This is a genomic window from Xenorhabdus griffiniae (genome assembly GCF_015163655.1).
GTDB lineage: Bacteria > Pseudomonadota > Gammaproteobacteria > Enterobacterales > Enterobacteriaceae > Xenorhabdus > Xenorhabdus griffiniae.
On sequence record NZ_JADEUF010000065.1, the window covers coordinates 1 to 22564 of the forward strand.

At 42.6% G+C, this 22564-nt stretch carries 24 protein-coding genes and 2 pseudogenes; 22 read left to right on the top strand and 4 right to left on the bottom strand.

The genetic code is table 11. The annotated features are described in order from the left end of the window. The 11 genes and pseudogenes from IQ211_RS11480 to IQ211_RS19595 form a co-directional block, all read left to right on the top strand. A pseudogene (locus IQ211_RS11480) lies at positions 1–126 on the top strand (IS5/IS1182 family transposase); the annotation flags it as partial. An 86-nt stretch (positions 127–212) separates the two neighbouring features. Then, positions 213–2153 (top strand): replication endonuclease, encoded by a 1941-nt coding sequence (locus tag IQ211_RS11485; protein WP_189761077.1) that lies wholly within the window; start codon positions 213–215, stop codon positions 2151–2153. A 103-nt stretch (positions 2154–2256) separates the two neighbouring features. Beyond that, positions 2257–2499, top strand: coding sequence for a hypothetical protein (locus tag IQ211_RS11490; protein WP_282885507.1), 243 nt, complete (start codon positions 2257–2259; stop codon positions 2497–2499). Between the two features lie 17 nt (positions 2500–2516). After that, positions 2517–2759, top strand: a complete 243-nt coding sequence (locus IQ211_RS11495) for a DinI-like family protein (protein ID WP_189761078.1) — start codon at positions 2517–2519, stop codon at positions 2757–2759. A 194-nt stretch (positions 2760–2953) separates the two neighbouring features. After that, entirely contained in the window at positions 2954–3157 is a 204-nt protein-coding gene (locus IQ211_RS11500) for a tail protein X (protein WP_189761079.1), read from the top strand. A 57-nt stretch (positions 3158–3214) separates the two neighbouring features. After that, positions 3215–3697, top strand: a complete 483-nt coding sequence (locus IQ211_RS11505) for a lysis system i-spanin subunit Rz (protein ID WP_223281856.1) — start codon at positions 3215–3217, stop codon at positions 3695–3697. A gap of 156 nt (positions 3698–3853) precedes the next feature. Next, the gene (locus IQ211_RS11510; RefSeq protein ID WP_099113846.1) at positions 3854–4489 is read left to right on the top strand and encodes a phage baseplate assembly protein V; all 636 of its coding nucleotides are present in this window, start codon (positions 3854–3856) and stop codon (positions 4487–4489) included. Then, positions 4486–4836, top strand: coding sequence for a GPW/gp25 family protein (locus IQ211_RS11515; RefSeq protein WP_189761080.1), 351 nt, complete (start codon positions 4486–4488; stop codon positions 4834–4836). The genes IQ211_RS11510 and IQ211_RS11515 overlap by 4 nt, the downstream gene beginning before the upstream one ends. Positions 4837–4847: 11 nt before the next feature. Continuing rightward, positions 4848–5756, top strand: coding sequence for a baseplate assembly protein (locus IQ211_RS11520; RefSeq protein ID WP_189761081.1), 909 nt, complete (start codon positions 4848–4850; stop codon positions 5754–5756). Next, positions 5749–6357 (top strand): phage tail protein I, encoded by a 609-nt coding sequence (locus tag IQ211_RS11525; RefSeq protein WP_189761082.1) that lies wholly within the window; start codon positions 5749–5751, stop codon positions 6355–6357. Before IQ211_RS11520 ends, IQ211_RS11525 begins: the two co-directional genes overlap by 8 nt. Beyond that, positions 6354–9218 (top strand): phage tail protein, encoded by a 2865-nt coding sequence (locus tag IQ211_RS19595; RefSeq protein WP_228011595.1) that lies wholly within the window; start codon positions 6354–6356, stop codon positions 9216–9218. Before IQ211_RS11525 ends, IQ211_RS19595 begins: the two co-directional genes overlap by 4 nt. 57 nt (positions 9219–9275) lie before the next feature. Here IQ211_RS19595 and IQ211_RS11535 read toward each other — a convergent pair whose 3' ends face one another. Together IQ211_RS11535 and IQ211_RS19600 are read right to left on the bottom strand one after the other, a co-directional pair. Next, positions 9276–9698, bottom strand: a complete 423-nt coding sequence (locus IQ211_RS11535) for a tail fiber assembly protein (RefSeq protein ID WP_189761311.1) — start codon at positions 9696–9698, stop codon at positions 9276–9278. An 11-nt stretch (positions 9699–9709) separates the two neighbouring features. After that, on the bottom strand, positions 9710–11059 hold the full coding sequence (locus IQ211_RS19600; RefSeq protein ID WP_282885506.1) for a gp53-like domain-containing protein: 1350 nt from the start codon (positions 11057–11059) through the stop codon (positions 9710–9712). A 392-nt stretch (positions 11060–11451) separates the two neighbouring features. On the opposite strand from IQ211_RS19600, the gene IQ211_RS11550 reads away from it, so the two are divergent. The 8 genes from IQ211_RS11550 (at position 11452) to IQ211_RS11585 (ending at position 18835) form a co-directional block, all read left to right on the top strand. Beyond that, a complete protein-coding gene (locus IQ211_RS11550; protein WP_189761264.1) occupies positions 11452–12627 on the top strand; it encodes a phage tail sheath protein in 1176 nt (391 codons plus the stop codon). Between the two features lie 11 nt (positions 12628–12638). Next, on the top strand, positions 12639–13157 hold the full coding sequence (locus IQ211_RS11555) for a phage major tail tube protein (RefSeq protein WP_074020972.1): 519 nt from the start codon (positions 12639–12641) through the stop codon (positions 13155–13157). Between the two features lie 106 nt (positions 13158–13263). After that, positions 13264–13581 carry a phage tail assembly protein gene (locus IQ211_RS11560; RefSeq protein ID WP_074020973.1) on the top strand — a complete coding sequence of 106 codons (318 nt, stop codon included), beginning with the start codon at positions 13264–13266 and terminating at the stop codon, positions 13579–13581. 14 nt (positions 13582–13595) lie between these two features. After that, entirely contained in the window at positions 13596–13715 is a 120-nt protein-coding gene (locus IQ211_RS11565) for a GpE family phage tail protein (RefSeq protein ID WP_208605066.1), read from the top strand. Next, entirely contained in the window at positions 13708–16518 is a 2811-nt protein-coding gene (locus IQ211_RS11570; RefSeq protein ID WP_193836362.1) for a phage tail tape measure protein, read from the top strand. Before IQ211_RS11565 ends, IQ211_RS11570 begins: the two co-directional genes overlap by 8 nt. Further along, positions 16515–17021 (top strand): phage tail protein, encoded by a 507-nt coding sequence (locus tag IQ211_RS11575; protein WP_189760081.1) that lies wholly within the window; start codon positions 16515–16517, stop codon positions 17019–17021. The genes IQ211_RS11570 and IQ211_RS11575 overlap by 4 nt, the downstream gene beginning before the upstream one ends. Further along, positions 17018–18502 carry a phage late control D family protein gene (locus tag IQ211_RS19895; RefSeq protein WP_189760082.1) on the top strand — a complete coding sequence of 495 codons (1485 nt, stop codon included), beginning with the start codon at positions 17018–17020 and terminating at the stop codon, positions 18500–18502. The genes IQ211_RS11575 and IQ211_RS19895 overlap by 4 nt, the downstream gene beginning before the upstream one ends. Positions 18503–18598: 96 nt before the next feature. Further along, complete coding sequence (locus tag IQ211_RS11585) at positions 18599–18835, top strand: ogr/Delta-like zinc finger family protein (RefSeq protein WP_189760083.1); 237 nt, start codon at positions 18599–18601, stop codon at positions 18833–18835. A 143-nt stretch (positions 18836–18978) separates the two neighbouring features. Here the strand turns inward: IQ211_RS11585 and IQ211_RS11590 are convergent, their stop codons facing one another. Further along, entirely contained in the window at positions 18979–19203 is a 225-nt protein-coding gene (locus IQ211_RS11590) for an HP1242/YdcH family protein (protein WP_189760084.1), read from the bottom strand. Between the two features lie 266 nt (positions 19204–19469). Between IQ211_RS11590 and eco the strand changes: the two genes are divergently transcribed. The 3 genes from eco (at position 19470) to IQ211_RS11605 (ending at position 21628) form a co-directional block, all read left to right on the top strand. Continuing rightward, positions 19470–19946 carry a serine protease inhibitor ecotin gene (eco, locus tag IQ211_RS11595; protein ID WP_189760085.1) on the top strand — a complete coding sequence of 159 codons (477 nt, stop codon included), beginning with the start codon at positions 19470–19472 and terminating at the stop codon, positions 19944–19946. Positions 19947–20294: 348 nt separating this feature from the next. Then, complete coding sequence (aqpZ, locus tag IQ211_RS11600) at positions 20295–21002, top strand: aquaporin Z (RefSeq protein ID WP_189760086.1); 708 nt, start codon at positions 20295–20297, stop codon at positions 21000–21002. A 191-nt stretch (positions 21003–21193) separates the two neighbouring features. Continuing rightward, a complete protein-coding gene (locus tag IQ211_RS11605; RefSeq protein ID WP_223281737.1) occupies positions 21194–21628 on the top strand; it encodes a GNAT family N-acetyltransferase in 435 nt (144 codons plus the stop codon). 438 nt (positions 21629–22066) lie between these two features. On the opposite strand, the pseudogene IQ211_RS11610 reads toward IQ211_RS11605, so the two are convergent. Beyond that, positions 22067–22463, bottom strand: a pseudogene (locus tag IQ211_RS11610) (ATP-dependent Clp protease proteolytic subunit). Positions 22464–22564: the final 101 nt, after the last annotated feature.

Here is a 22564-nt window from a genome sequence, read left to right on the forward strand (position 1 = left end):
GTTGAAAATGCGTTTCTTCATCTTAAGCGCTGGCGGGGTATCGCGACGCGCTATGCAAAAAATCGCGCATCTTTTCTTGCCGCAGTACAAATTCGTTGTCTTGTTCTTTGGTTGAATGTTTCATGACGACAGAATCTAAACAAGTTATCTCTTTTTTGAACAAATGGCATGAATACGCCAGGCTCTGATTCGTCCTGAATATGGTGAAATTGATGAATAGTAACGCTATCACTTATAAACAAAACATACCGTTGGGTGTCTCAATGGCGGAGCGCCTGTTATGGGAGGTTAACGCGGAAGATCATCAATGGCGTCACCAGTATATAGGACAAATGCCAGATTTCCTGGCTAAATACTTTAGCCGCCGTTATATCGATATCTTTAATCGTTCAGGCCGCCATGATGCAAATTCTTTTCTGAGAAACACGGTTGGACAGAATGTCCTGCCGAGATTGCAACGGGTAAAAGAAAGGTATCAGTTTAGTCACTGTGTTTCTGGTATGACGCCTTTTCCTTTTATTGAACAATTGGAAAATATGGTGACGTATGATCGCAAACGTCTCTTGAAACTTGCTCACGATATTTCCGTTTTTATTTCTGGTAACTATGAGCACTATTCTTTACATGTTTCCCAAAAACACTCATCAACGTCTGTTGGCTGCAAAGATGAGGCATTTTCTCGTGTCGCTCAGTTGTACCGATTACTGGCAAAGCTGACTTTGCAATGTGGTACTCATCCTCCTTATTGGCAGCGTTTCAATCATGGCCGCAAAATGCCATCTGTTGATCAACTCTGTTCTGGCATGTTGCGCATGATGTCTGCCCGTTGGTGGTATTTTCGTTTAAAGCGTTTGCGTGATACCCAAGCTGAACATATGGCAATTGCGGTTGGGCAGGTACAGCAAGTCGCTTCTCCATATGTTTCACGCCAGGCATTGCGGGAATGGTTGGAACAAAAGCGCCGCAATCGTGAATTTTTTAAGCATTTTGATTTGGAAAATGAAAAAGGGGAACGAATCTCACTGGCGGAAACCGTTGTTCATAGCAACGCGAATCCAGCAATCCGACGTTGTGAACTGATGGTCAGAATGCGCGGTTTCGAAGATGTTGCCAACAAGATGCACTGTGTTGGGGAATTTTATACCATCACAGCCCCTGCAAAATATCATGCTGTCCAGCACAAGGGAGGGTTTGTCAAATCCTGGAATGGCGCAACGCCACGTGATACTCAACGTTATTTATGCGGTGTCTGGGCAAAAGCTCGGGCGGCGTTGGCACGGGCAGGTATTAATCTATTTGGTTTCCGTGTGGTGGAACCACATCATGATGGCACTCCTCATTGGCATATGGTGCTGTTTATGTTGCCGGAGTATTTGCAGCAAGTCAGAAGTTTGCTTGAGCATTACGCTTGTCAGGAAGAGCAGGAAGAGGTGCAGAACGATGAAGCTAAAAAGGCGCGTTTTAATTATCGGGCGATCGATCCCAATAAAGGCAGTGCAACAGGTTATATTGCCAAATATATTGCTAAAAATATTGATGGTTATGCGCTGGAAGAAGAAAAAGACCATGAAACCGGTGAATCCCTGCGCGATATGGCAAAATCAGTGACAGCCTGGGCGAGTCGCTGGCGTATTCGCCAATTTCAACAAATCGGTGGCGCTCCAGTTTCGGTTTGGCGCGAATTGCGTCGGCTCAGGGAAGTACGTTTGTCTGATCACAAGATAAACGCAGTGTTACAAGCGGCAGATGAGGGGAATTGGGCTGCTTATACCCAAGCACAGGGTGGGCCTTGGGTTTCACGTCGTGATTTAGTTATTCGCTTATCTTACAAAAATATCCCTTTTGGCAGTCCTTATGGTGAAGATGTTCAATCCATACAGGGCGTGACCTCACCATTTTTGTCTCATGCAGGATTTATTTGTACGCGGCTCCACCAATGGACCATCGTGCCAAAATCAGAATCGGCAGTGACATCTGAACGAATAGTTTATAAAAGAAGCAAAAAATTTTCCTCTTGGAGTTCTGTCAATAACTGTACGGATGAACAGGGAGGTAGAGAAATATCGGGTTATATAGACCGTAGAATTGTCATAGCGGAAAAAACAATCAAATTGGCAAATATTTCTGCTAAAACAACAAACAATAGTTACTAACTATTAAATTTAATGACTAAAACAGGTAAAAACTACTTTAATTTTAGTCTTATTACGTGTACTGTATATACATACAGTTTCTTATATGGAGGCAGATAGATCAGTGGAATCTCTTATAGAATCATTGGTAGCGCAACGTATCAATTTCATTGCCAGAATGGCAACAAGTTGCGAATGCAATCATGCGGAAGACAAAGAGCTGGCACTGGTTTGGATAGCAGAGCTATCTGCACCTTATGAAAAAAGGTTTAACAGTTACCAGGGTAAACAGGAAAGCGATCTGTTAGGTAATGAGGTGAGCAGCAACACAATATTAGGGAATGCAGGTGCAATAATAGAAGAATAGATTTGGCGGGGGAAAGCATGCGAGTAGAAATACTTTTCGATAAACGAGCTAATGTTTCTGAATCAGTCATTTCTTCATTAGAAAGTGAACTAAAAAAAAGAATATTACCACACTATCCTGATACAAATTTTAGAATTGGAATTAGCAGTAGCACCTCCGTAAAAGTGACAGGGACTAAAAAAAGTAGTGAACACGATCGTATGATGGAACTTATTCAAGAGGTTTGGGAGGATGATAGTTGGCTATCAGATGAACGCTGACGAAGGGGCAATATCCTCCAATGAATAGCATGTCATTGTAATAACAGATAATAGCCAAGGGCAGGAAATGGTTTCCTGCCCTTGGCTTATGTATTATTGACCTAACAATCTCAGTTTATTGAGGCATGTCGCTAATTATTTGATCATAACTCTCCGATTTACTAACTGACTTTGGCAAAGAGAAAGGAGCGTGTATGCAAGTTATCGCACAACAAAATGAGACGGTTGATGCCATTTGTTGGCGTCATTATGGCCGTACATTGGGAATGACTGAACGTGTGTTGTTGGCAAACCCTGGATTGGCGGATTTTGGCGCAGTATTGCCTCATGGAACGAAAATTGAAATGCCGGATTTTATGCCTGTCGCCAGCAAACCGATCATCCAGCTTTGGGATTGAGGGGGAGGCTGAACTCGTTTGTTGGGAATAAATACACTAAAAAAGATGCCCTTAATCATGAGCTTGGTTATTGGTGGGAGTCTTGGCTGGTGGGGACATCGCGCCCTGTTTCTCAGCGAAGTGGCGGATTTGAAACAGCAACATGCTACACAGCTTGCTGCCATCAACCAACAAGCCCATTCAGAAACGTTGGCAGCTATTCAGCAAATGAAAGATGCACAAAATCGGGCTGCACAATTGGATGAATATTATTCAGGAAAATTAGCGCATGTCACCGAAGAAAATACGGTTTTACGTGCTGACATTGTTGCTGGTCATCGGCGGGTGCAAATCGCCGCCGCCAACCTTGCTACCTGTCAGCTTACCCAAAACCGAGATCCCCGCCCCCGCAGCATGGGCGATGGAGCCCAAGTCGAACTCACTGCAAAAGCTGGACGCGCTATTTACGATATCCGAACTGGCATCATCAAAGACCAAGCCAAATTAGACTATTTACAACAATATGTGCGGGATGTTGTTCGGCAATGTAAATCAGAATGATCGCATCTTACTTGCAATGCTGTTTTCAAGGCCCTCTTTTACTCCAAAGGGGGCCTTTATTTTATTGATTTAAAAAATTTTTATTCTTGGTTTGTATGCTGTGTCCTACAAACCCAGTTTAATGTCCAGCCTGTTATTTCATGGCATTCTTACGTCATGAACACACAACTCACTGAACTGATGCGCTTATTGCGCAACCTGATCCGAACCGGCGTCATTACCCAAGTGGATACCACAAAGGGAATGTGCCGCGTCGCGACAGGCAATCTTGAAACCAACTGGCTGCACTGGTTGACATCCAGAGCGGGAAATTCCCGCACATGGTGGGCGCCCAGTGTCGGTGAGCAGGTTTTATTACTGTCCATAGGCGGAGAGCTGACCACCGCCTTTGTATTGCCTGCGATTTTTTCAGATGAGTTTCCGGCGCCATCAACATCACCTGAAGCGACGCATATCAAGTTTCCAGATGGTGCCGTAATGGAGTATGAACCGCAATCTGGCGCATTGACTGTGACTGGCATCAAAACCGCGACAGTGACTGCTTCGGATTCCGTCCATATTACCGCGCCGGAAATCACCTGTGTCGCCAGTACCCGAATTACGCTGGACACACCGGAAGTCATCTGTACGCAGCTAATGAGCACAGGCAACTTGATTGTGCGCAACGGCGGCAAAATGACAGGCAATATTGAACACACCGGAGGCACATTCAGTTCCAATGGCGTGGTCGTGGATTCCCATAAACACACCGGCATCAGGTCAGGCGGTGACACATCAGGAGGCCCCGTATGATGTACCTGGGGATGAATCGGCAGACGGGCCGAGAGCTGACAGATTTGGCACATATCCGGCAATCCGTCAGCGATATTTTATTAACCCCTGTGGGCAGCCGTATCGCACGTCGTACCTACGGCTCTTTGCTGTCAGAGCTGATTGACTGGCCGCAAAATGCAGCGCTCCGGCTTCAGGTTATGGCGGCCAGCTATACCGCAATCAGCCGTTGGGAGCCACGCGTGATGCTGACCTCCATCACAATGGAAACCCGACAGGACGGCAAAATGGTGGTGGATATTACGGGTACTTATCATCAATCCGCCAAGGAATTTTCACTTTCTATTCCGGTGAGCCATTCCCGGTGAGGTAATAAGTCATGCCAACAATCGATTTAAGCCAGTTGCCACCACCGGATGTGGTTGAGTCACTGGATTACGAACAACTGCTGGAAGAGCGTAAAAAAGGCTTGATCTCGCTCTATCCAGAAGATCAGCAAGACGCCATTGCACGTACTTTGCAACTGGAATCTGAACCTTTGGTCAAGCTGTTGGAAGAGAACGTTTATCGTGAGCTGCTTTTGCGTCAACGGGTTAACGAAGCAGCGCGGGCGGTGATGGTGGCTTATTCAACAGGCAGCGATTTGGATCAGTTGGGGGCGAATAACAACGTATCCCGTATGGTTCTGCATCCTGCGGATAATTCTACCGTGCCACCGACACCGGCGGTGATGGAGTCTGACAACGATTACCGCGTACGCATTCCACAGGCGTTTGAAGGTTTGAGTGTTGCCGGTCCCGTTGGCGCGTATGAATACCATGCACGCAGTGCGGATGGTCGTGTCGCTGACGCTTCGGCTATCAGCCCGTCGCCAGCGAATGTCACCGTGACCATTATGTCGCGGGAAGACAAGGGGGTTGCTTCCAAAGAGTTGCTGGAAATAGTCGAAAAAGCGCTGAACGATGAAAACGTACGTCCAGTGGCGGATCGTCTGAAAGTCCAGTCAGCAAGCATTGTGGAATATGAAATTGACGCGGTGTTATACATCTTCCCTACACCAGAGTCAGAACCTATCCGCAAGGCGGCAGAACAGCGATTGAAACACTATGTTGAAGCACAGCACCGTCTGGGGCGTGACATTCGTTTGTCAGCGATTTATGCCGCACTGCATGTGGAAGGTATCCAGCGTGTGGAATTGAAAGCGCCGTTGAAAGACGTAGTGCTGGATAAAACTCAGGCATCTTACTGCACCAAAGCTACCCTGACGATGGGAGGTTCGGATGAGTGATCGCCTTCTGCCGATGGGCTCGACTCAGCTAGAACTTGCAGCTGCCAAAGCCTGCGCTGAATTGCAGCAGGTCAAGGTTCCGTTACGCGAGTTGTGGGACCCAGACACTTGTCCGGCATCACTACTGCCTTATCTGGCCTGGGCGTGGTCAGTCGATCGCTGGGACGAACGTTGGTCTGAGAGCACCAAAAGGGAAGTGATCAAAAGTTCGTTATTCCTGCATAAACATAAAGGAACAATTGGTGCGATTCGGCGAGTTGTCGAGCCATTGGGTTATCTCATCCGCGTAAAAGAGTGGTGGCAAACCAACGATGCTCCAGGCACCTTCCGGCTGGATATCGGTGTATTGGAAAACGGCATCACCCATGAAATGTTCGAGGAGTTGGAAAACCTGATTTTTGATGCCAAGCCAGTGAGCCGACATTTGATTGGGTTGGACATCAACCTGGATACACGCGGTGTATATCACTATTCGGCGGCGACTTACAGTGGTGACGAACTAACGGTTTACCCTTATTTTCCGGAACAAGTAACAATCTCCGGCTCAGAAGTCGTGGGCGCGGGCGTACATATTATTGATGACATGAGGATTAGATCATGAGTACCAAATATTTTGCGCTACTGACGCAGTTAGGCGCAGATAAGTTAGCAAATGCTGCGGCCTTGGGTACTAAAATTGAAATTACCCATATGGCCGTTGGTGATGGTGGTGGCAAGCTGCCGACACCGGACACCAAACAAACCAAATTGATTAATGAAAAGCGTCGTGCAGCGATTAACACGCTGAGCATTGATCCGAAAAACACCAACCAAATCATTGCGGAACAGGTTATTCCTGAAAACGAAGGTGGCTGGTGGATCCGTGAAATTGGCCTGTTTGACAAAGACGGCATTCTGATTGCTGTGGGTAACTGCGCGGAAACCTACAAACCCCAATTGCAGGAAGGTTCCGGCCGTACACAGACAATCCGTATGATCCTGATTGTCAGCAGCGCTAACGCTGTGACGTTGAAGGTTGACCCGTCTGTGATTTTGGCTACGCGTGAGTATGTTGATGATTCTATTAAGAAACATGCAAATAGCCGTAACCATCCTGATGCGACGCTGAAAGAGAAGGGATTTGTGATCCTAAGCAGCGCGGTGGACAGCAATAGCGAAACTCATGCGGCAACACCGAAAGCGGTGAAGGCGGCGTATGATTTGGCGAAAGCGGCGGATAATAATGCCAATGGCCGCGTTCCGGCAGGGCGTAAGGTAAATGGTAAGGCGCTGTCGGCGGATATTTCACTGAATGCGGGGGATGTTGGAGCGTATAACACAGCCCAAACTGACGCTAAAGTAAATGAAGCTAAAGCATTAGCTAACACTGCAAACCAAAATGCGGCTAATGCAAATAATAATGCCAACACACGTTTGGAGAAAAACAAGAACGGGGCGGATGTAACTGATAAGGATGCATTTAACCGTAATATTGGTTCAGGCAGGGCATTCAGTGGAGAAGTTCCTATTGGTGGTGGTGGAAGTTGGACTACCGATGAATTCATTGTATGGCTGAAAAGTAAGGGGGCTTTTAACCATCCTTATTGGATGTGTAAGGGCACATGGGCATATGCTCACAATAAAATGATCACCGATACTGGTTGTGGCTCAATCCATCTGGCTGGTGCAGTCGTGGAAGTCATGGGCATCGAAAATGTAATGACTATCCGAGTCACTACGGCTCCAACATCGGTTAATGGCTGCATCGAGAATGCACAATTTACCTATGGAAATCATGGCAAGGATTATTACCCGAGCTGGAGAAGGGATTATAACACGGCTAATAAACCAACGGCTGGTGATGTGGGAGCGTATTCTAAAGACGAAACAGATGTCCGTGTGAATGAAGCGAAAGCACAGGCAAATGCAGCGAATGAAAATGCCAACACCCGTTTGGAAAAAAGCAAAAATGGCGCGGATATTCCAAATAAGATCGAATTTGTGAAAAACCTCGGTTTGACGGAAACTGTAAAACTGGCTGCCGGAGCCTTGCCACGTAGTGGGGGAGAGGTAACAGGGAATATCACGATTTCGACTGATACTGAGATAGCCTGGCGTAGAAACACGGACATGGCCGCTATTGGTTTTAAAAATACCGGAGATGCTGATACCGATTCCTATATGTGGTTTAAAACGGGAGATAATGGTAACGAATATTTTAAATGGCAGCATAGCCTCTCTGGAGGAGGAACCACGGAATGGATGAGCCTAAAATCGGATAATCTCCGAGTAAAAGGGCATCAGGTTTATCATGAAGGCAATAAGCCAACTGCTGAGGCGATTCAGGCTGAACCGCGTTTTAATAAAACGATAGACCTGACCGGATTAAGCAGTGAGCGGTATTATCCGATATGGTGGCGTTTCCCACATAACTATGGAGGTGCTAATTCATGGTTAACAATACATCGTAGTTATTCCGAGGATCAGGAAAAAAAGCCGTTTGGGGAAGGTGTAACTCACCTCGCTGGGTTGCAACTCCAAATTGAAGGAAGTGAAGTTGCTTGGGGCGGGGATGCCCAATATCTGAGTATTAAACGAATTAGTCAAACTTACCGTAATACAGTCAAGAATATTCGTTACCGTATGATCAGTGTTGCACGGCCAATAGACAGTAAATATCCCCTCTATGGCGGTGCTAGATCTGGTGATATTGTAGAATCTCCTGTATTCAGTGGTTGTTATTTACGTGGAGGTTTAACTTACCATGTGACAAGTAATTTTTCTGACATTAATTATTCTCGTAAAGACAATGAAGTTGAAATATCTCGTTCTTTGGAATCACAAAATAATTTTGAAATTAAATGGGTAGTGAAATCCTATGCTATTGATGATCCTATATTAGGGGAAGAATATGCTGATATTAAGACACCATATACATATGATTTTTTAGATATGGTATACCCAGTAGGAATAGTTGCATGGTTTGCCCAGAATAAAAACCCTAATACTCTTTTTCCTAAAACACAATGGAAATATATAGGCGAAAATAAAACAATTCGTTTAGCTAACCAAAATGGTTCAAACGTATTTACTGTCGGTGGAAATGATTTAATAACACTCACGGACGCACAAATACCAACTCATAATCACTCATTTAGTGCAACTACCAGCAATTTTGACTATGGCGCTAAAAATACTAATTCTAATGGAAGCCATTTCCATGATAGTGGTTGGGGAGAAGCTTATATCGGTGGTGCCCGATATGGAGTTTATGATAATACAAGAGGTAATACAGGCTCTGGTGATACTGATAAAGATAATTATAAGTATAAAACCAGTACTGAAGGTGCACATACCCATACAGTACACATAGGATCACATACTCACTCTATTTCAGGAACAACGGGAAATACTGGTGGTAACTCAGCTATCAATATCACCAATTCATATGTCATGTTAATGGGATGGTATAGGACAGCATAGGAATAGATTTCTATTTATTCATTATTAATAACAATCAGGGGCAAATGCCCCTGATTGTTACTCTGGTTTTTTAGGCCAGTTAATATCTGGAACTTTTGAACAATCCAAACGGCTTAATGCTATGCTGTATAATTCCCAGCTATCCAACCGATTAATTTCATCATTTGTTGCCATATTTCTTCTGACAATACGTTCCAATCTCATGATTTGTATATCAGTATCATTCAATAAAAATTGTCTCTTTCTTTCTGCCTGTTGCTGTAGTTCTTCATGAGTTGGAGGGGGAATATCTCCCCAAGCAGGTAAACCATTATCATCAGCTATACGAATTTTACCTTCAGGGGGCATGTTACCTACAAATTCTGAATAAACGCTGTCATCAACGTCAATCCCATCATCTGGCCATGAACCTGCATTAATATAATTTTGCTTCAACTCGTAAGGATAAAATTGATTCTCTTTTGCACTATAAAAATACATATATTCCCCCACTAATACCCTATTGCCAACCAGTAGATAAATGAATTTTGAACAACGCTCCAGTGCTCACCCGTTTGAAATATAAATTTTTCTTTATCAAAACTATGAACTGTTATTGCTGGACTATTTATATTATCCCTCGTATCGCTATTAGTAATATTAGGCATTATATTGAAACATACATTGGAAAAAGGGATAGCAAATTTTTGCGTAAAGTTTGTCCCATGAGGTATTCCATTACCTCCACCTAAGTCATTTGTTTTATACGGATTTTTCCACTTACCCCACTGAATAATTAAACCTGTATCACCACACTTCCACCAACCATTAGGCTCTTTTTTGGAAGTGCTTCTGATGGATGCAAGATCATCTTCTGTTAATATTTTCTTTTGCCCTCGGAATTTTCCATCCTTATCAAAAGCATATGTGGATATACCAAAACTATCCGAACTACTTCCATAGCTAAATGAAATGCCTCTGGAATGCTGTGGTCCCTCTACAGAAGGGTGAGCAACATGAATGGCTAACCCACCAAGATTATCTATACCATTAGGCCTTAAAAAACCCGAACGACCTAAATGCCGTGCATTAGTGTCTTCAAGGTAATTAGCTGTTTTCGATAAAATATATCCCGATGTCTTAGTATGAGTATTTAATTGAATAAAGCGATTATCAGATTCAGATTTAGTATAACTATCATCAGTGAAAGCCAATTCTTTAATAGGAGAATTAGCAGTACCTGCATTATTTCCTGCAACTACTTTTACACGGGCTGTAGCATAATTAACTGAAAATGATGCATAAGTATCACCGGCTTTTAGAAGAAGTCCAGCACCATATATATGTGTATAATCAGATTCTCCTGAATTTCTAAAAAATTCAGGACTAACGCCAGATCTACGTATCCAAGTCAAAAATTCATTGTTATTTTTGGAAAAAACAGTACCACCACTTCCACCAAACCCAAAGCTACCTTTTAGTTGATACTTACTATCAGCTTCTGATTTTGTATAAGCACCAATAGTCGCAGCAGTTGGCTTATTGCCTTCATGATAAACCTGATGCCCTTTTACTCGGAGATTATCCGATTTTAGGCTCATCCATTCCGTGGTTCCTCCTCCAGAGAGGCTATGCTGCCATTTAAAATATTCGTTACCATTATCTCCCGTTTTAAACCACATATAGGAATCGGTATCAGCATCTCCGGTATTTTTAAAACCAATAGCGGCCATGTCCGTGTTTCTACGCCAGGCTATCTCAGTATCAGTCGAAATCGTGATATTCCCTGTTACCTCTCCCCCACTACGTGGCAAGGCTCCGGCAGCCAGTTTTACAGTTTCCGTCAAACCGAGGTTTTTCACAATCCACAGATCCTTACGATCCAGTCAAGATCCCACTCTCGAAACTCCAAAAACTGAAAACCAAAAACAAAAAAGAGCCATTTTAACCTGTCAAAAAATAACCAAAAGTCAGAATAACACCGAATAATACCGGAAAGGATAAATTTTGAACTAATGATAGACCATTAAATAACCAATATAAGGTTGTTATTTAACCGGATAAGGATTCTTTTCAACCAAACCATTTGATTTTCCCAACCCAACTAGAATTAATTAAAATAAACCTAATTTATTGATTATAAGATAAAATATAAAACCACATTTGTACCATTCTCCACACACAGCCAATCGAATGATTTCCCCCACCTAATCCGCCAATATATCAGCACACCTTAACAGGAGAGAACGCTAATATGGCACAAGATTATCATCACGGAGTCCGTGTACAGGAAATTAACGAAGGTACGCGCACCATCACTACCGTTAGCACCGCTATCGTGGGTATGGTCTGTACTGCACCTGACGCAGACGAAAAAACATTTCCATTAGACACACCGGTATTACTGACTGACGTTATGAGCGCCATTGGTAAAGCTGGTGAAAAAGGCACTTTGGCCGCATCACTGAAAGCAATCGCAGCACAGGCACAACCTATCACTGTTGTTGTCCGTGTGGCTGAGGGCGAAACTGAAGAAAAAACCAGTAACAATATCATCGGTGGGGTTACTCCAGAAGGAAAGAAAACGGGTATGAAGGCACTGCTCGCTGCGCAAAGCCAGCTCGGTGTTAAACCTCGCATTCTGGGTGTTCCGGGTTTGGATTCACAAGCTGTGGCTGCTGAACTGGCCGCTATTGCCAAGCAACTGAAAGCGATGGCGTATGTCAGCGCTTATGGCTGCAAAACCATCGAAGACGTCCTCAAGTATCGCAGGAACTTTGGTCAGCGTGAACTGATGCTGATTTGGCCTGATTTCCTGAGATGGGATAAAGGTGAAGTTATTGCACCTGCGACGGCTTATGCATTGGGCTTGCGCGCTAAAATCGACGAAGAGACCGGCTGGCACAAAACCCTGTCCAATGTGGGCGTTAACGGCGTAACGGGTTTGTCCGCTGATGTCTTCTGGGATCTGCAAGATACCGCGACGGATGCTGATCTGCTAAACCAGAATCACATTACAACACTGATCCGCAAAAACGGTTTTCGTTTCTGGGGTTCACGCACTTGTGCTAGCCCTGATTCTAATGAGTCACTGTTCCAGTTCGAAAGCTACACCCGTACCGCTCAGGTTCTGGCTGACACTATGGCTGAAGCACATATGTGGGCTATCGACAAGCCGCTGACGCCATCACTGGTACGCGACATTATCGAAGGTATCAATGCCAAGTTCCGCGAGCTGAAAGCCGGTGGCTACATCATTGACGGTCGTTGCTGGTATGACGACAAAATCAACGATAAAGACACCCTGAAAGCCGGCAAACTGACCATCGATTATGACTATACCCCTGTACCGCCACTGGAAAACATGATGTTACGCCAGCGCATTACAGATAGTTACCTGATGGATTTCGCGAAAAGTATCAATAAATAAGGGGCTGACTGATGGCATTACCTCGCAAACTTAAATACCTGAACTTGTTCAATGACGGCAACAACTATCAGGGGATCGTGGAAGAACTGACTCTTCCTAAATTAAGCCGCAAGCTAGAAGCCTATCGCGGTGCTGGCATGAATGGCAGCGCAATGGTGGATTTAGGTCTGGATGAAGGCGCACTGGATGCTGAATTCACTCTGGGTGGCGTTGAAGCTCAACTGTACAAACAGTGGGGCATCGCGAAAGCTGATGGTGTCATGCTGCGCTTTGCTGGCTCTTTTGAGAGTGAAGATAACGGTGAAGTGGTTGCAGTAGAAGTTGTGATGCGTGGTCGTTTCCAGGAATTCGATCACGGCACTTATAAACAAGGTGATAACACCCAGACCAAAATCACTGCCAAAAATACTTATTTCAAACTGACATGGAATGGTGAAGAACTGATTGAAATCGACACCATCAACATGGTTGAAAAAGTAGGTGGGGAAGATCGTCTGGAGCAGCATCGCCGCGCTATTGGTCTTTTTTAATCGCTTCTTTTAGCAATTAACTTTTTTAAAACTTATTTCCTGTCTCATCAGTGTATTAACCGTGCCTGTTGAGACAGGTTTCCAATCGGATAAACAAGGTTGAACCATGACAGAAACACTGAATACTCAAAATGACGATCTGCGCACCATTGAATTGGAAGCACCACTAGCGCGAGGCAACGGCGAAATCACGGAAGTGATGGTACGCAAACCTAATAGCGGTGCGTTGCGAGGTGCACGTTTACAGGCACTGCTGGAAATGGATGTGGATTCTATGCTGCTTGTCCTGCCGCGTGTTACCACCCCTGCATTGACCAAAAATGACCTGATGATGATGTCACCTGGTGATCTGATTAATCTCAGTGTGGAGGTGGTCAATTTTTTGTTGCCGAAGTCGGTCAAGTCCGATTCCCAGAACGATTAACCGTTGATGAATTGGTGGCAGATATTGCCACCGTTTTTCACTGGACTCCGGCAGACACAGATGCAATGTCACTGCCGGAATTATTGGACTGGCGACATCGGGCCATTTTAAGAAGTGGTGCAGAAAATGAGTAATATACAGTCACAGCTTAACAAGGTATTGAGTACCGTTGGAAAGCTGACCAGTTCCTTTAAATCTTTTCAACAGCATCAGAAAAAACTGGTAGGTTCAGTTGATAAAATTTATAACCAGTTCAAAAAACTCAATAAGACTGTTGAAGGATTAAAACCCATTATAGGTTATGCGCAGGAAACTGCGCGTATGCGCGCCGATCTTAAGGCTTATCATCAAACTATTAAACAATCTTTCTCTGCGCGGCAGAATTCCTCACAAGTCATGCAGGTGAGTGCCGCCAGCCAATCAGCTAATATTATCCAAACTACACAGATTATTAGACAAGAGAGTTCATCCAGTGAAAAGAATGAATTTAATCTTGGTATGACGGGTAATATGACTAACAATTTTAAATTGTTAGATAAATTGGTTATTAATATTAATCCAAAAATAACAATTTTATTTGGTACGCTGAAAAAAATTAAAACAGTTTTGAAATTTCCTACTAATTCAGTGAAGGCGTCGTTTCAAATCCTAATTAATTCTATAAAAATTTTTGGCAGTGTTGGTATAAGAGTTTTTGGCTCTCTGAGAGTTAGTCTCCGTATCTTTGGTATTTTGTCTATTCAGACTTTTGGAACATTGAAAGTTCGGCTAAATATTTTTGGAAAGATAGGCATTAGGATTTTTGGTTCGCTGCGTATTGGATTGAATATCTTTGGGCAGTTAGGCATCCGGATCTTTGGTTCACTGCGTATAGGGCTGAATATTTTTGGGCAGTTAGGTGTCCGGATCTTTGGTTCGTTACGTATTGGATTGAATATCTTTGGGCAGTTAGGCATCCGGATCTTTGGTTCACTGCGTATAGGGCTGAATATTTTTGGGCAGTTAGGCGTCAGGGTCTTTGGTTCGTTGCGTATTGGCCTGAATATCTTTGGGCAGTTAGGCGTCCGAATCTTTGGTTCGTTGCGTATTGGTCTGAATATCTTTGGACAATTGGGTATCCGGATCTTTGGTTCATTGCGTATTGGCCTGAATATTTTTGGGCAGTTAGGCGTCCGAATTTTTGGTTCACTGCGTATAGGGCTGAATACTTTTGGGCAGTTAGGTATCCGGATCTTTGGTTCGTTACGTATTGGTCTGAATATCTTTGGGCAATTAGGTATCCGGATCTTTGGTTCGTTACGTATTGGTCTGAATATCTTTGGGCAGTTAGGTGTCCGAATCTTTGGTTCGTTACGTATTGGTCTGAATATCTTTGGACAATTGAGTATCCGGATCTTTGGTTCGTTACGTATTGGCCTGAATATCTTTGGGCAGTTGGGTATCCGGACCTTTGGTTCGTTGCGTATTGGTCTGAATATCTTTGGACAATTGGGTATCCGGATCTTTGGTTCATTGCGTATTGGTCTGAATATCTTTGGACAATTGGGTATCCGAATCTTTGGTTCATTGCAAATTAGTTTGAGTATTTTTGCTCAGTTGGGGATACGAGTTTTTGGCTCTTTGAGAATTAGCTTAAGTATATTTGGTCAATTAGGTGTAAGAGTATTTAGTTACTTGGGAAGTAGTCTCAATATATTGGGTAGTGTTGGAGGGAAAGTTTTTGGTTTTCTCAGAAATTCATTAAATACACTATTCAGTAGCGGTAACAAAAGCGGTATTTTTGTAGGGTTAAGAAAAGGTATAGGAAAACTAGGAAATATTGGTCAAAAAGTTTTTGGCTTTTTAGGTAATGGCATAAATATTCTGGCAAGTGTTGGTGTTAAAGGTCTGTCTTTTTTAAGCAGTGCTTTTAGTGTATTAGGTAAAGCAATGCTGTTTATTGGCCGAGCTATGATGGCGAACCCTATTCTTGCCATTATTAGTGTTATCGCAATGGCTGCTATTTATATTTGGCAGAATTGGGAAACATTAGGCCCCAAATTCGCTGCTTTGTGGGAAAGCATCAAAAATATCTGTAGCAATGCATGGCAGGGAATTAAAAACCTGGTCAGTGCTGCTTGGGAAGGTATTAAAAGTTATTTCATGAATGGGGGATTAATCGGCCTTATTTACCAAAATTGGGACACGATTAAACAAAGCACCGCAGAAGCATGGGAATCCGTTAAACAGAATACGTTAGAAATTTGGGAGAGCGTTAAAAAATCAGTTTCAGATAAATGGAATGAAATTGTTGCTGATGTTCAGGCTATTCCTGAAAAATTAAAAGCGGCTGGGTCAGAAATGATCGATAGCTTGCTAATTGGTATTCAAGAAAAATGGGAGAATCTGAAAAGTAAATTCGCCTCTATTACTGATTGGTTTAAATCATGGTGGTCTGGTGATGATAAACAGGAAGTTACCGTAAAAACATCACAGGATATTACCAAGAGCGACACATCTCAGCAGGCAAAACAGATTACTCAACATGATAAAGGAGGATTTATTCCTGCCGGGAAACTCGGCCTTGTAGGGGAATATGGCCCTGAAATTATCAATGGCCCAGCTAACGTTACCAGCCGGAAAAATACTGCGAAACTCGCTGCCTTGGGGCTTGCTGTGAGCTCAATGTCACTGCCGATTGCGGCGCAGGATGCACCATTACACGCGCAGAGTTTACCTGCTTACGCTTATGAGGAAGTGCAGGCGAAATGGGAGCGGAGTCAGCCACAGCAATACAGTGGCGCAGCACCGCAATATAACATCTATGTCTATGGCGCTCAGGGACAGTCCGCGCAGGATATTGCCCGTGTGGTTAGGCAGGAATTGGAACAAAGGGAACGTATGCACCAAGCGCGTATGCGTAGCTCACTTTCAGACAGAGGAGAAGATTTCTCATGATGGCTGCACTTGGTTTGTTTGTTTTTATGCTGAAAACAACGCCCTATCAGACTTTTCAATATAAACAGAGTTGGCGACATGCCTTTAACAGCCGCGTGGGAGCGCGGCCTGCCTGGCAGTTCGTCGGTTCAGACAATGATACGATCACGCTATCAGGGGAACTTTATCCTGAACTGACAGGTGGCTCACTTTCATTAACCGCATTGAAATTGATGGCTGACAGTGGCAAGGCATGGTCTTTTATTGATGGCAGTGGTGCCATTTACGGTATGTTCGTTATCGAAAGCATTGATGAGACAAAAACAGAATTTATGTCAGGCGGTGCGGCCAGAAAAATCAGTTTCACGCTGACTTTGCGACGTGTTGACAATAATTTGCTCGAAATGCTGGGTGATTTGCAGGAACAGCTTTCTGATATCAAAAAAGATTTACCCAATTTGCCAAAGAAACTTTCTGCATTCAAAGATGATGTTGTTGATAAAGTCAAGGGGGTGTTCTCATGATCGATGTTGAAAAGTGGATACCCGACACGGATTGGGTTCCCCAATTTGATTTAGTCACTGGAAAAGTCAGTGAGCCAGCTTTTCGTCTGGAAATCAACAACAAGGATATCAGTGGGAAGATCCAATCACGCCTGATGTCATTAACATTGACGGATAATCGTGGTTTGGAATCCGACCAGCTCGATATTGAGTTGGATGATGCGGATGGCATGCTGATGCTGCCTCGTCGTGGCGATATTCTTACATTAGAACTGGGGTGGCATGGCCACTCCTTAACGCCGAAAGGAAAATTTGTTATTGATGAAATTGAACATGTCGGTGCGCCAGATCGATTAACCATTCGTGCCCGTAGTACGGATTTTCGTGGTGATCTGAATACGAAAAAGGAAATGTCTTACCATAAATGCACCTTAGGCAGTATTGTCAGTACCATCGCTGCCAGAAATAAATTGGCGTTTAAGATAAGTTCAGCGTTGGAAAATATCTCTGTGCATATCGATCAAACAAATGAATCTGACATCAGCTTTTTGACTCGGCTGGCAAAACAAGAAGGTGCAATCGCTTCAGTCAAAAATGGTGAATTATTGTTTGTTCAGCAAGGGCAAAATAAAACGGTGAGTGGTAAGCCTATTCCGCCTGTATTGATTACGCGTAACTCAGGGGATAGTCACAGATTTTCGCTGTCCGATCGTGAAGCCTATACGGGGGTAGTTGCTCAATGGATGGATACACGTACAGCAACTAAACAGTCGGTTAAACTGAGGCGAAAGGAAACAAAGGAAGGAAAAGTTGAAATTACCTTTGAATATGAAAGTAGTAGCAGCCAATCATCAGGAAAGGGGCCGGCTCAAAAAGATAAAGGCACCACTAAAAAAGAGGGGGAAACGTCCAGGCAAAAGCAACCCCAAGCTACTAAACAGGACAAAGATCTTAAACCTAAGCCACCTGCACCCGGCAAAGTTAATTTAGCGAAGAAAAACCCAAAAACGAAAGGCCGTGGAAAGCCGACTTATATTAAAAAGGGGAATAAAAAGAAAAACAAAAATAAAGGTCACGGCAGTATTGAGATAGAAGCAAATTTTGATATTGAAGCAAGTTTATCTTATGAAGAACATCGTGAATCAACGGTTGAACACCATCAAACAACTACAGTACAGCAAGAATCTGCAAGCTATTTGGTGGGAACCCAGGAGAATATTCTGGCGCTTTCGCGCATTTATTCTAACGAAGAAAGTGCAAAGCGTGCCGCTATCGCTGTTTGGAAAAAAATGCAACGAGGAGCTGCGCAGTTCTCTATCACATTAGCGTTGGGGCGTGCTGATATTTATCCTGAAACGCCCATCCAGTTAGAGGGTTTTAAGCCAGAAATTGATGGAACTGACTGGACTTTGGTCAAAGTCACTCACACGCTCAATGACAGTGGTTTTACGACATCCTTAGATCTCGAAATAAAAATCGACGAAGTTGAAATGAGTACTTGATCTCGATACGAGATCTTTGGTATATTGTTCACCAGACGGGATGATGTTATTGCAAGACAGTTATTTCAAGATAACGATTTCAGAAAGGTGAACAATATGATTAAGTGTCCTCTGTGTAGCCAATCAGCGCACACTCGTAGCAGCTTTGAACATTCAAGCCAAACAAAGGAGCGCTATAACCAATGTCAGAATATCAATTGTGGAGCAACGTTCGTTAGCCATGAAACCTTTGTCCGTTTCATTTCTAAGCCAGGTGAAATCCAAAATGTGACGCCACATCCAAGGGCAAAAACCAAGAGACAACCTCGCCAGAAAGCGGCTGCCGTACAATAAATAACGAAAAAATTATTGCTCCAGTTTTTTGCCACCGTTATGGTGGCTTTTTTTTGGATATTGGATTGAAAACGTTCTCTATTCGAGAACTTCTTGTGACGCCCACTCATTTACAAAGCAGGCGTCAAAACCACTTGGCTGATTTACTTCTGGGTTTGATATTGTTCCTGCAAAATCCGTTGCATTTCATCTTTGATGTGTAGTTTTTCTTTTTTCAGACGCACAACTTTATCGTTATAACCTGCACCATTTGGGCCTTCAAGTTGGGTTATCTCGTGGTCAAGTCGGTTATGTTTTTCAAACAGGGATTGGAAGCGGGGATGAGATTCTTTCAGATTGGATACTAAATCACGATATTCTGGAAACATAAGACCTCCTATACGAAATTCACTATCACACTCAAGGAGTGTAGCAGGTCATTTTAATATCAGATTTGAGAAATATCACATAAAAAAGAACTGGTAGAACCTGTTAGTTTGTTGATGATAAATAAAATTTGATATTTATTATGAGTGAATAGATTTTCTTTATTCAATGCCTTTAAGAATCAGTACCTTGCCAAAAAACATAATTTACCCCTGTCTTTTTGTTGTTATTATCTAGTCTCCTTTTTAAACATATTCAGAGGTGATGTATGAAAAAATATCTATTTCCTTTAGCTGCATTGATGGTGTCAACTTCGGTTTTTGCGGACAAAAAACTTGAAGATATCGCCCCTTATCCTGCGCCTTCTGAGAACATGGCTCGTAGCGTGATTGAATTGCCTCAGAAAGAACATGAAAACGGCTATATGGTTGAGTTGATGATTGGCAAGGATATGAAAGTGGATTGTAATCATCACTGGTTTGGCGGTAAGTTGGAGACTAAAACCCTGGAAGGGTGGGGATATGACTATTATGTGCTAAATAATGTAACGGGTCCCGCCTCAACAAAAATGGCTTGTCCAAATGAAGAAAAAACAGTGCGTTTTGTTCAGGTTCAGTTAGGTAAGGATGCTTTCGTTCGTTATAACAGCAAATTACCTATCGTGGTATATACGCCAAAATCGGTGACAGTTAAATACCGTATTTGGCAAGCCTCGGATGAGGTAAAGAAAGCAGTTATTAAATAACTATACCCATCTCACTTCAAGATGCATATTGTTTCTCCCCGCGAAGCGGGGAGAAACAATGAGTTATGTTGTCTTATAATGAGCAACTTGAAAGGTAACGTGTATAAATAAAAAACCTGAGTTGTTATATTAAATTCAGGTTGTTTAAAAATGCATTTCTTCGTTGCTTAGATTAAGTTAGCAATCAAGCGATCTGTAATATACGCATTAATCTTCAAGTTGCAATTTACAACACTATATGAGACATGATTTTTCTGTCTGCAATCCCTTGCCCATAATTAAAAACACTAACTAAACTATTTTTTGGATTCTTTTGCATTTATGCAAATATTATTGAGGAATCGTCGAATGTTTAAAAAGTTATCGGCAGAGTTTTTAGGTACTTTTTGGTTGGTGTTTGGTGGATGTGGTAGTGCGGTTTTAGCTGCGGCATTCCCACAGCTGGGGATTGGTTTTGTGGGCGTATCCTTGGCTTTTGGTTTAACTGTGGTAACGATGGCCTATGCGGTAGGACATATTTCAGGAGGGCATTTTAATCCGGCAGTAACATTGGGGTTGTTCGCGGGCGGGCGTATTTCTGCCAAAGAGGTTATTCCTTATATTATTGCCCAGGTGATTGGAGGAATTGCGGCAGCCGCGGTACTATACCTTATCGCCAGCGGTAAAAGTGGTTTTGATGCAACGGCAAGTGGTTTTGCATCTAATGGTTATGGTGAACATTCTCCTGGGGGTTTTTCATTACGAGCTGCAATTATTATTGAATTAGTATTAACCGGATTTTTCTTAATTGTCATTCTCGGAGCAACAGATAAAAATGCACCAGTAGGATTTGCACCATTGGCTATCGGTTTAGCATTGACACTTATTCACTTAATCAGTATTCCAGTAACCAATACATCGGTTAACCCGGCAAGAAGTACAGCGGTTGCTATTTTCCAGGGAACCTGGGCCCTGGAGCAGCTTTGGGTATTTTGGTTGATTCCATTAATTGGTGGTGCTATCGGTGGGATGATATACCGGATACTCTTACAGAAAGATGATTCATCCGTTAATTAATATTTCCCTTATTTTGATAAGCCATGTTATAGCATGGCTTTTTTTATGATAGATTTATACCAATCTAACTTCAAGTTGCAGCTTGAAAATTAATGTGATTATTTATATCTCTCCGCTACGCGGGGAGATATAAGACGCATCTTGAAAGGCGATTGGTATATTTACATTTTAATGTTTTCTTAAAAGGCAGGATGATGGAGAAAAATATAACATGGGAACGCGGTGAATATTGGATTACAACGGATAAGAGTAAGATTAATATTCATTTCGTACATAGTGAGTTAACGCAATTATTTTGGGCGCGTGGTGTTGAGTTTGATAAAGTCAAAACTGCAATAGAAAATAGTTTATGCTTTGCATTATTTCATCGTGATAAAGCAATTGGATTTGCAAGATTAGTGACTGATTTTTCAATGTTTTCTTATCTTTCCGATGTGTTTGTTATTGATGACTATCAGAAGAAAGGATTAGGTCGTTGGTTGGTAGAATGTGTATTACAGCATCCGATTATTCCCTATGTAAAACACGTGATGTTGGTAACATCTAATGCAGGTTGGCTTTATAAGAAACTGGGATTTTCACCTGTCGTAGAGCAGGATTTTGTATGGACATTAGACAAAACATAAAATACCTGAAGTTCCTTAATAAATGCTAAAAAAGCAGGTGGTTATTATTCGTGTTGGGATAATGCCGCCTGCACTGTTTATATCCATTCATTAGAAATAAAAATTCACACTGAAAATAAATATTATTATCTATTAGCCATATTATTTTCTTTATATAGCAATCTCACTTCAAGATGCGTGTGATCTCTCCCTGCGAAGCGGGGAGAGATTAGGTTTCATATCGTGTTGTAAATTGCAACTTGAAGTTTAATGCGTATATAAGGTGAAAATATCAGGTAATAAAGTTATTAAGCCAATGAAAGCCATCAATCCACCAAGAAAAGAGCCGATAACCACATCAAGCGTTATCACGGAGGTGTGAATTGTATTAACCAGTGGGCGGCCATTAGCTGTTCGCATCACTCGAGTGACCATCGCCGGATTCAAGCCAAAGAGCAGTTATTGCAGTTCATCCCAATGATGAATGATCTGCGCAACAATACCGTAATCACGGGCTTCTTCTGGTTCCATCCAGTAATTCCGATCGGTATCTTTTGCGACCTTATCAAGGGCTTGATTGGTTGCTTTACTGATCAGCCGATTTATCCGGTTGCGAATTTTTATTATTTCTTTGGCTTCGATTTCGATATCTGAAGCGCGTCCTTGAACACCGCCTAATGGCTGGTGGATCATTACTGATTTCCTGCAAAATTATCAGTTGTGTCATTACATTTTCGGCAAGCGACTGATTGATTTCCCCAGCAATAATAACAGATCGTGATTTAATGAGTTGATTTTGAGTATATGAAGTTGCTGTTGTTTCTTTTTCTGAGTTATTTATAAATTCGCAATGCATTATTTTTCTCTCCTGTAATAAATAATATTGGATATATAAATAATATAGCTTTTAAAAATAATGTTTTCTAAAAAATTTGAACTTTATTTCAGTTTTGTAAC

What these genes read in the sequence shown, in the direction of transcription:
- aqpZ (WP_189760086.1), top strand. Translation starts at nt 20,295, where the DNA reads ATGTTTAAAAAGTTATCGGCAGAGTTTTTAGGTACTTTTTGGTTGGTG.
- IQ211_RS11505 (WP_223281856.1), top strand. Translation starts at nt 3,215, where the DNA reads ATGAGCTTGGTTATTGGTGGGAGTCTTGGCTGGTGGGGACATCGCGCC.
- IQ211_RS11510 (WP_099113846.1), top strand. Translation starts at nt 3,854, where the DNA reads ATGAACACACAACTCACTGAACTGATGCGCTTATTGCGCAACCTGATC.
- IQ211_RS11535 (WP_189761311.1), bottom strand. Translation starts at nt 9,698, where the DNA reads ATGTATTTTTATAGTGCAAAAGAGAATCAATTTTATCCTTACGAGTTG.
- IQ211_RS11485 (WP_189761077.1), top strand. Translation starts at nt 213, where the DNA reads ATGAATAGTAACGCTATCACTTATAAACAAAACATACCGTTGGGTGTC.
- IQ211_RS11520 (WP_189761081.1), top strand. Translation starts at nt 4,848, where the DNA reads ATGCCAACAATCGATTTAAGCCAGTTGCCACCACCGGATGTGGTTGAG.
- IQ211_RS11605 (WP_223281737.1), top strand. Translation starts at nt 21,194, where the DNA reads ATGATGGAGAAAAATATAACATGGGAACGCGGTGAATATTGGATTACA.
- IQ211_RS19595 (WP_228011595.1), top strand. Translation starts at nt 6,354, where the DNA reads ATGAGTACCAAATATTTTGCGCTACTGACGCAGTTAGGCGCAGATAAG.
- IQ211_RS11495 (WP_189761078.1), top strand. Translation starts at nt 2,517, where the DNA reads ATGCGAGTAGAAATACTTTTCGATAAACGAGCTAATGTTTCTGAATCA.
- IQ211_RS11560 (WP_074020973.1), top strand. Translation starts at nt 13,264, where the DNA reads ATGACAGAAACACTGAATACTCAAAATGACGATCTGCGCACCATTGAA.
- IQ211_RS11575 (WP_189760081.1), top strand. Translation starts at nt 16,515, where the DNA reads ATGATGGCTGCACTTGGTTTGTTTGTTTTTATGCTGAAAACAACGCCC.
- IQ211_RS19895 (WP_189760082.1), top strand. Translation starts at nt 17,018, where the DNA reads ATGATCGATGTTGAAAAGTGGATACCCGACACGGATTGGGTTCCCCAA.
- eco (WP_189760085.1), top strand. Translation starts at nt 19,470, where the DNA reads ATGAAAAAATATCTATTTCCTTTAGCTGCATTGATGGTGTCAACTTCG.
- IQ211_RS11585 (WP_189760083.1), top strand. Translation starts at nt 18,599, where the DNA reads ATGATTAAGTGTCCTCTGTGTAGCCAATCAGCGCACACTCGTAGCAGC.
- IQ211_RS11550 (WP_189761264.1), top strand. Translation starts at nt 11,452, where the DNA reads ATGGCACAAGATTATCATCACGGAGTCCGTGTACAGGAAATTAACGAA.
- IQ211_RS11555 (WP_074020972.1), top strand. Translation starts at nt 12,639, where the DNA reads ATGGCATTACCTCGCAAACTTAAATACCTGAACTTGTTCAATGACGGC.
- IQ211_RS11570 (WP_193836362.1), top strand. Translation starts at nt 13,708, where the DNA reads ATGAGTAATATACAGTCACAGCTTAACAAGGTATTGAGTACCGTTGGA.
- IQ211_RS11525 (WP_189761082.1), top strand. Translation starts at nt 5,749, where the DNA reads ATGAGTGATCGCCTTCTGCCGATGGGCTCGACTCAGCTAGAACTTGCA.
- IQ211_RS11515 (WP_189761080.1), top strand. Translation starts at nt 4,486, where the DNA reads ATGATGTACCTGGGGATGAATCGGCAGACGGGCCGAGAGCTGACAGAT.
- IQ211_RS11500 (WP_189761079.1), top strand. Translation starts at nt 2,954, where the DNA reads ATGCAAGTTATCGCACAACAAAATGAGACGGTTGATGCCATTTGTTGG.
- IQ211_RS11590 (WP_189760084.1), bottom strand. Translation starts at nt 19,203, where the DNA reads ATGTTTCCAGAATATCGTGATTTAGTATCCAATCTGAAAGAATCTCAT.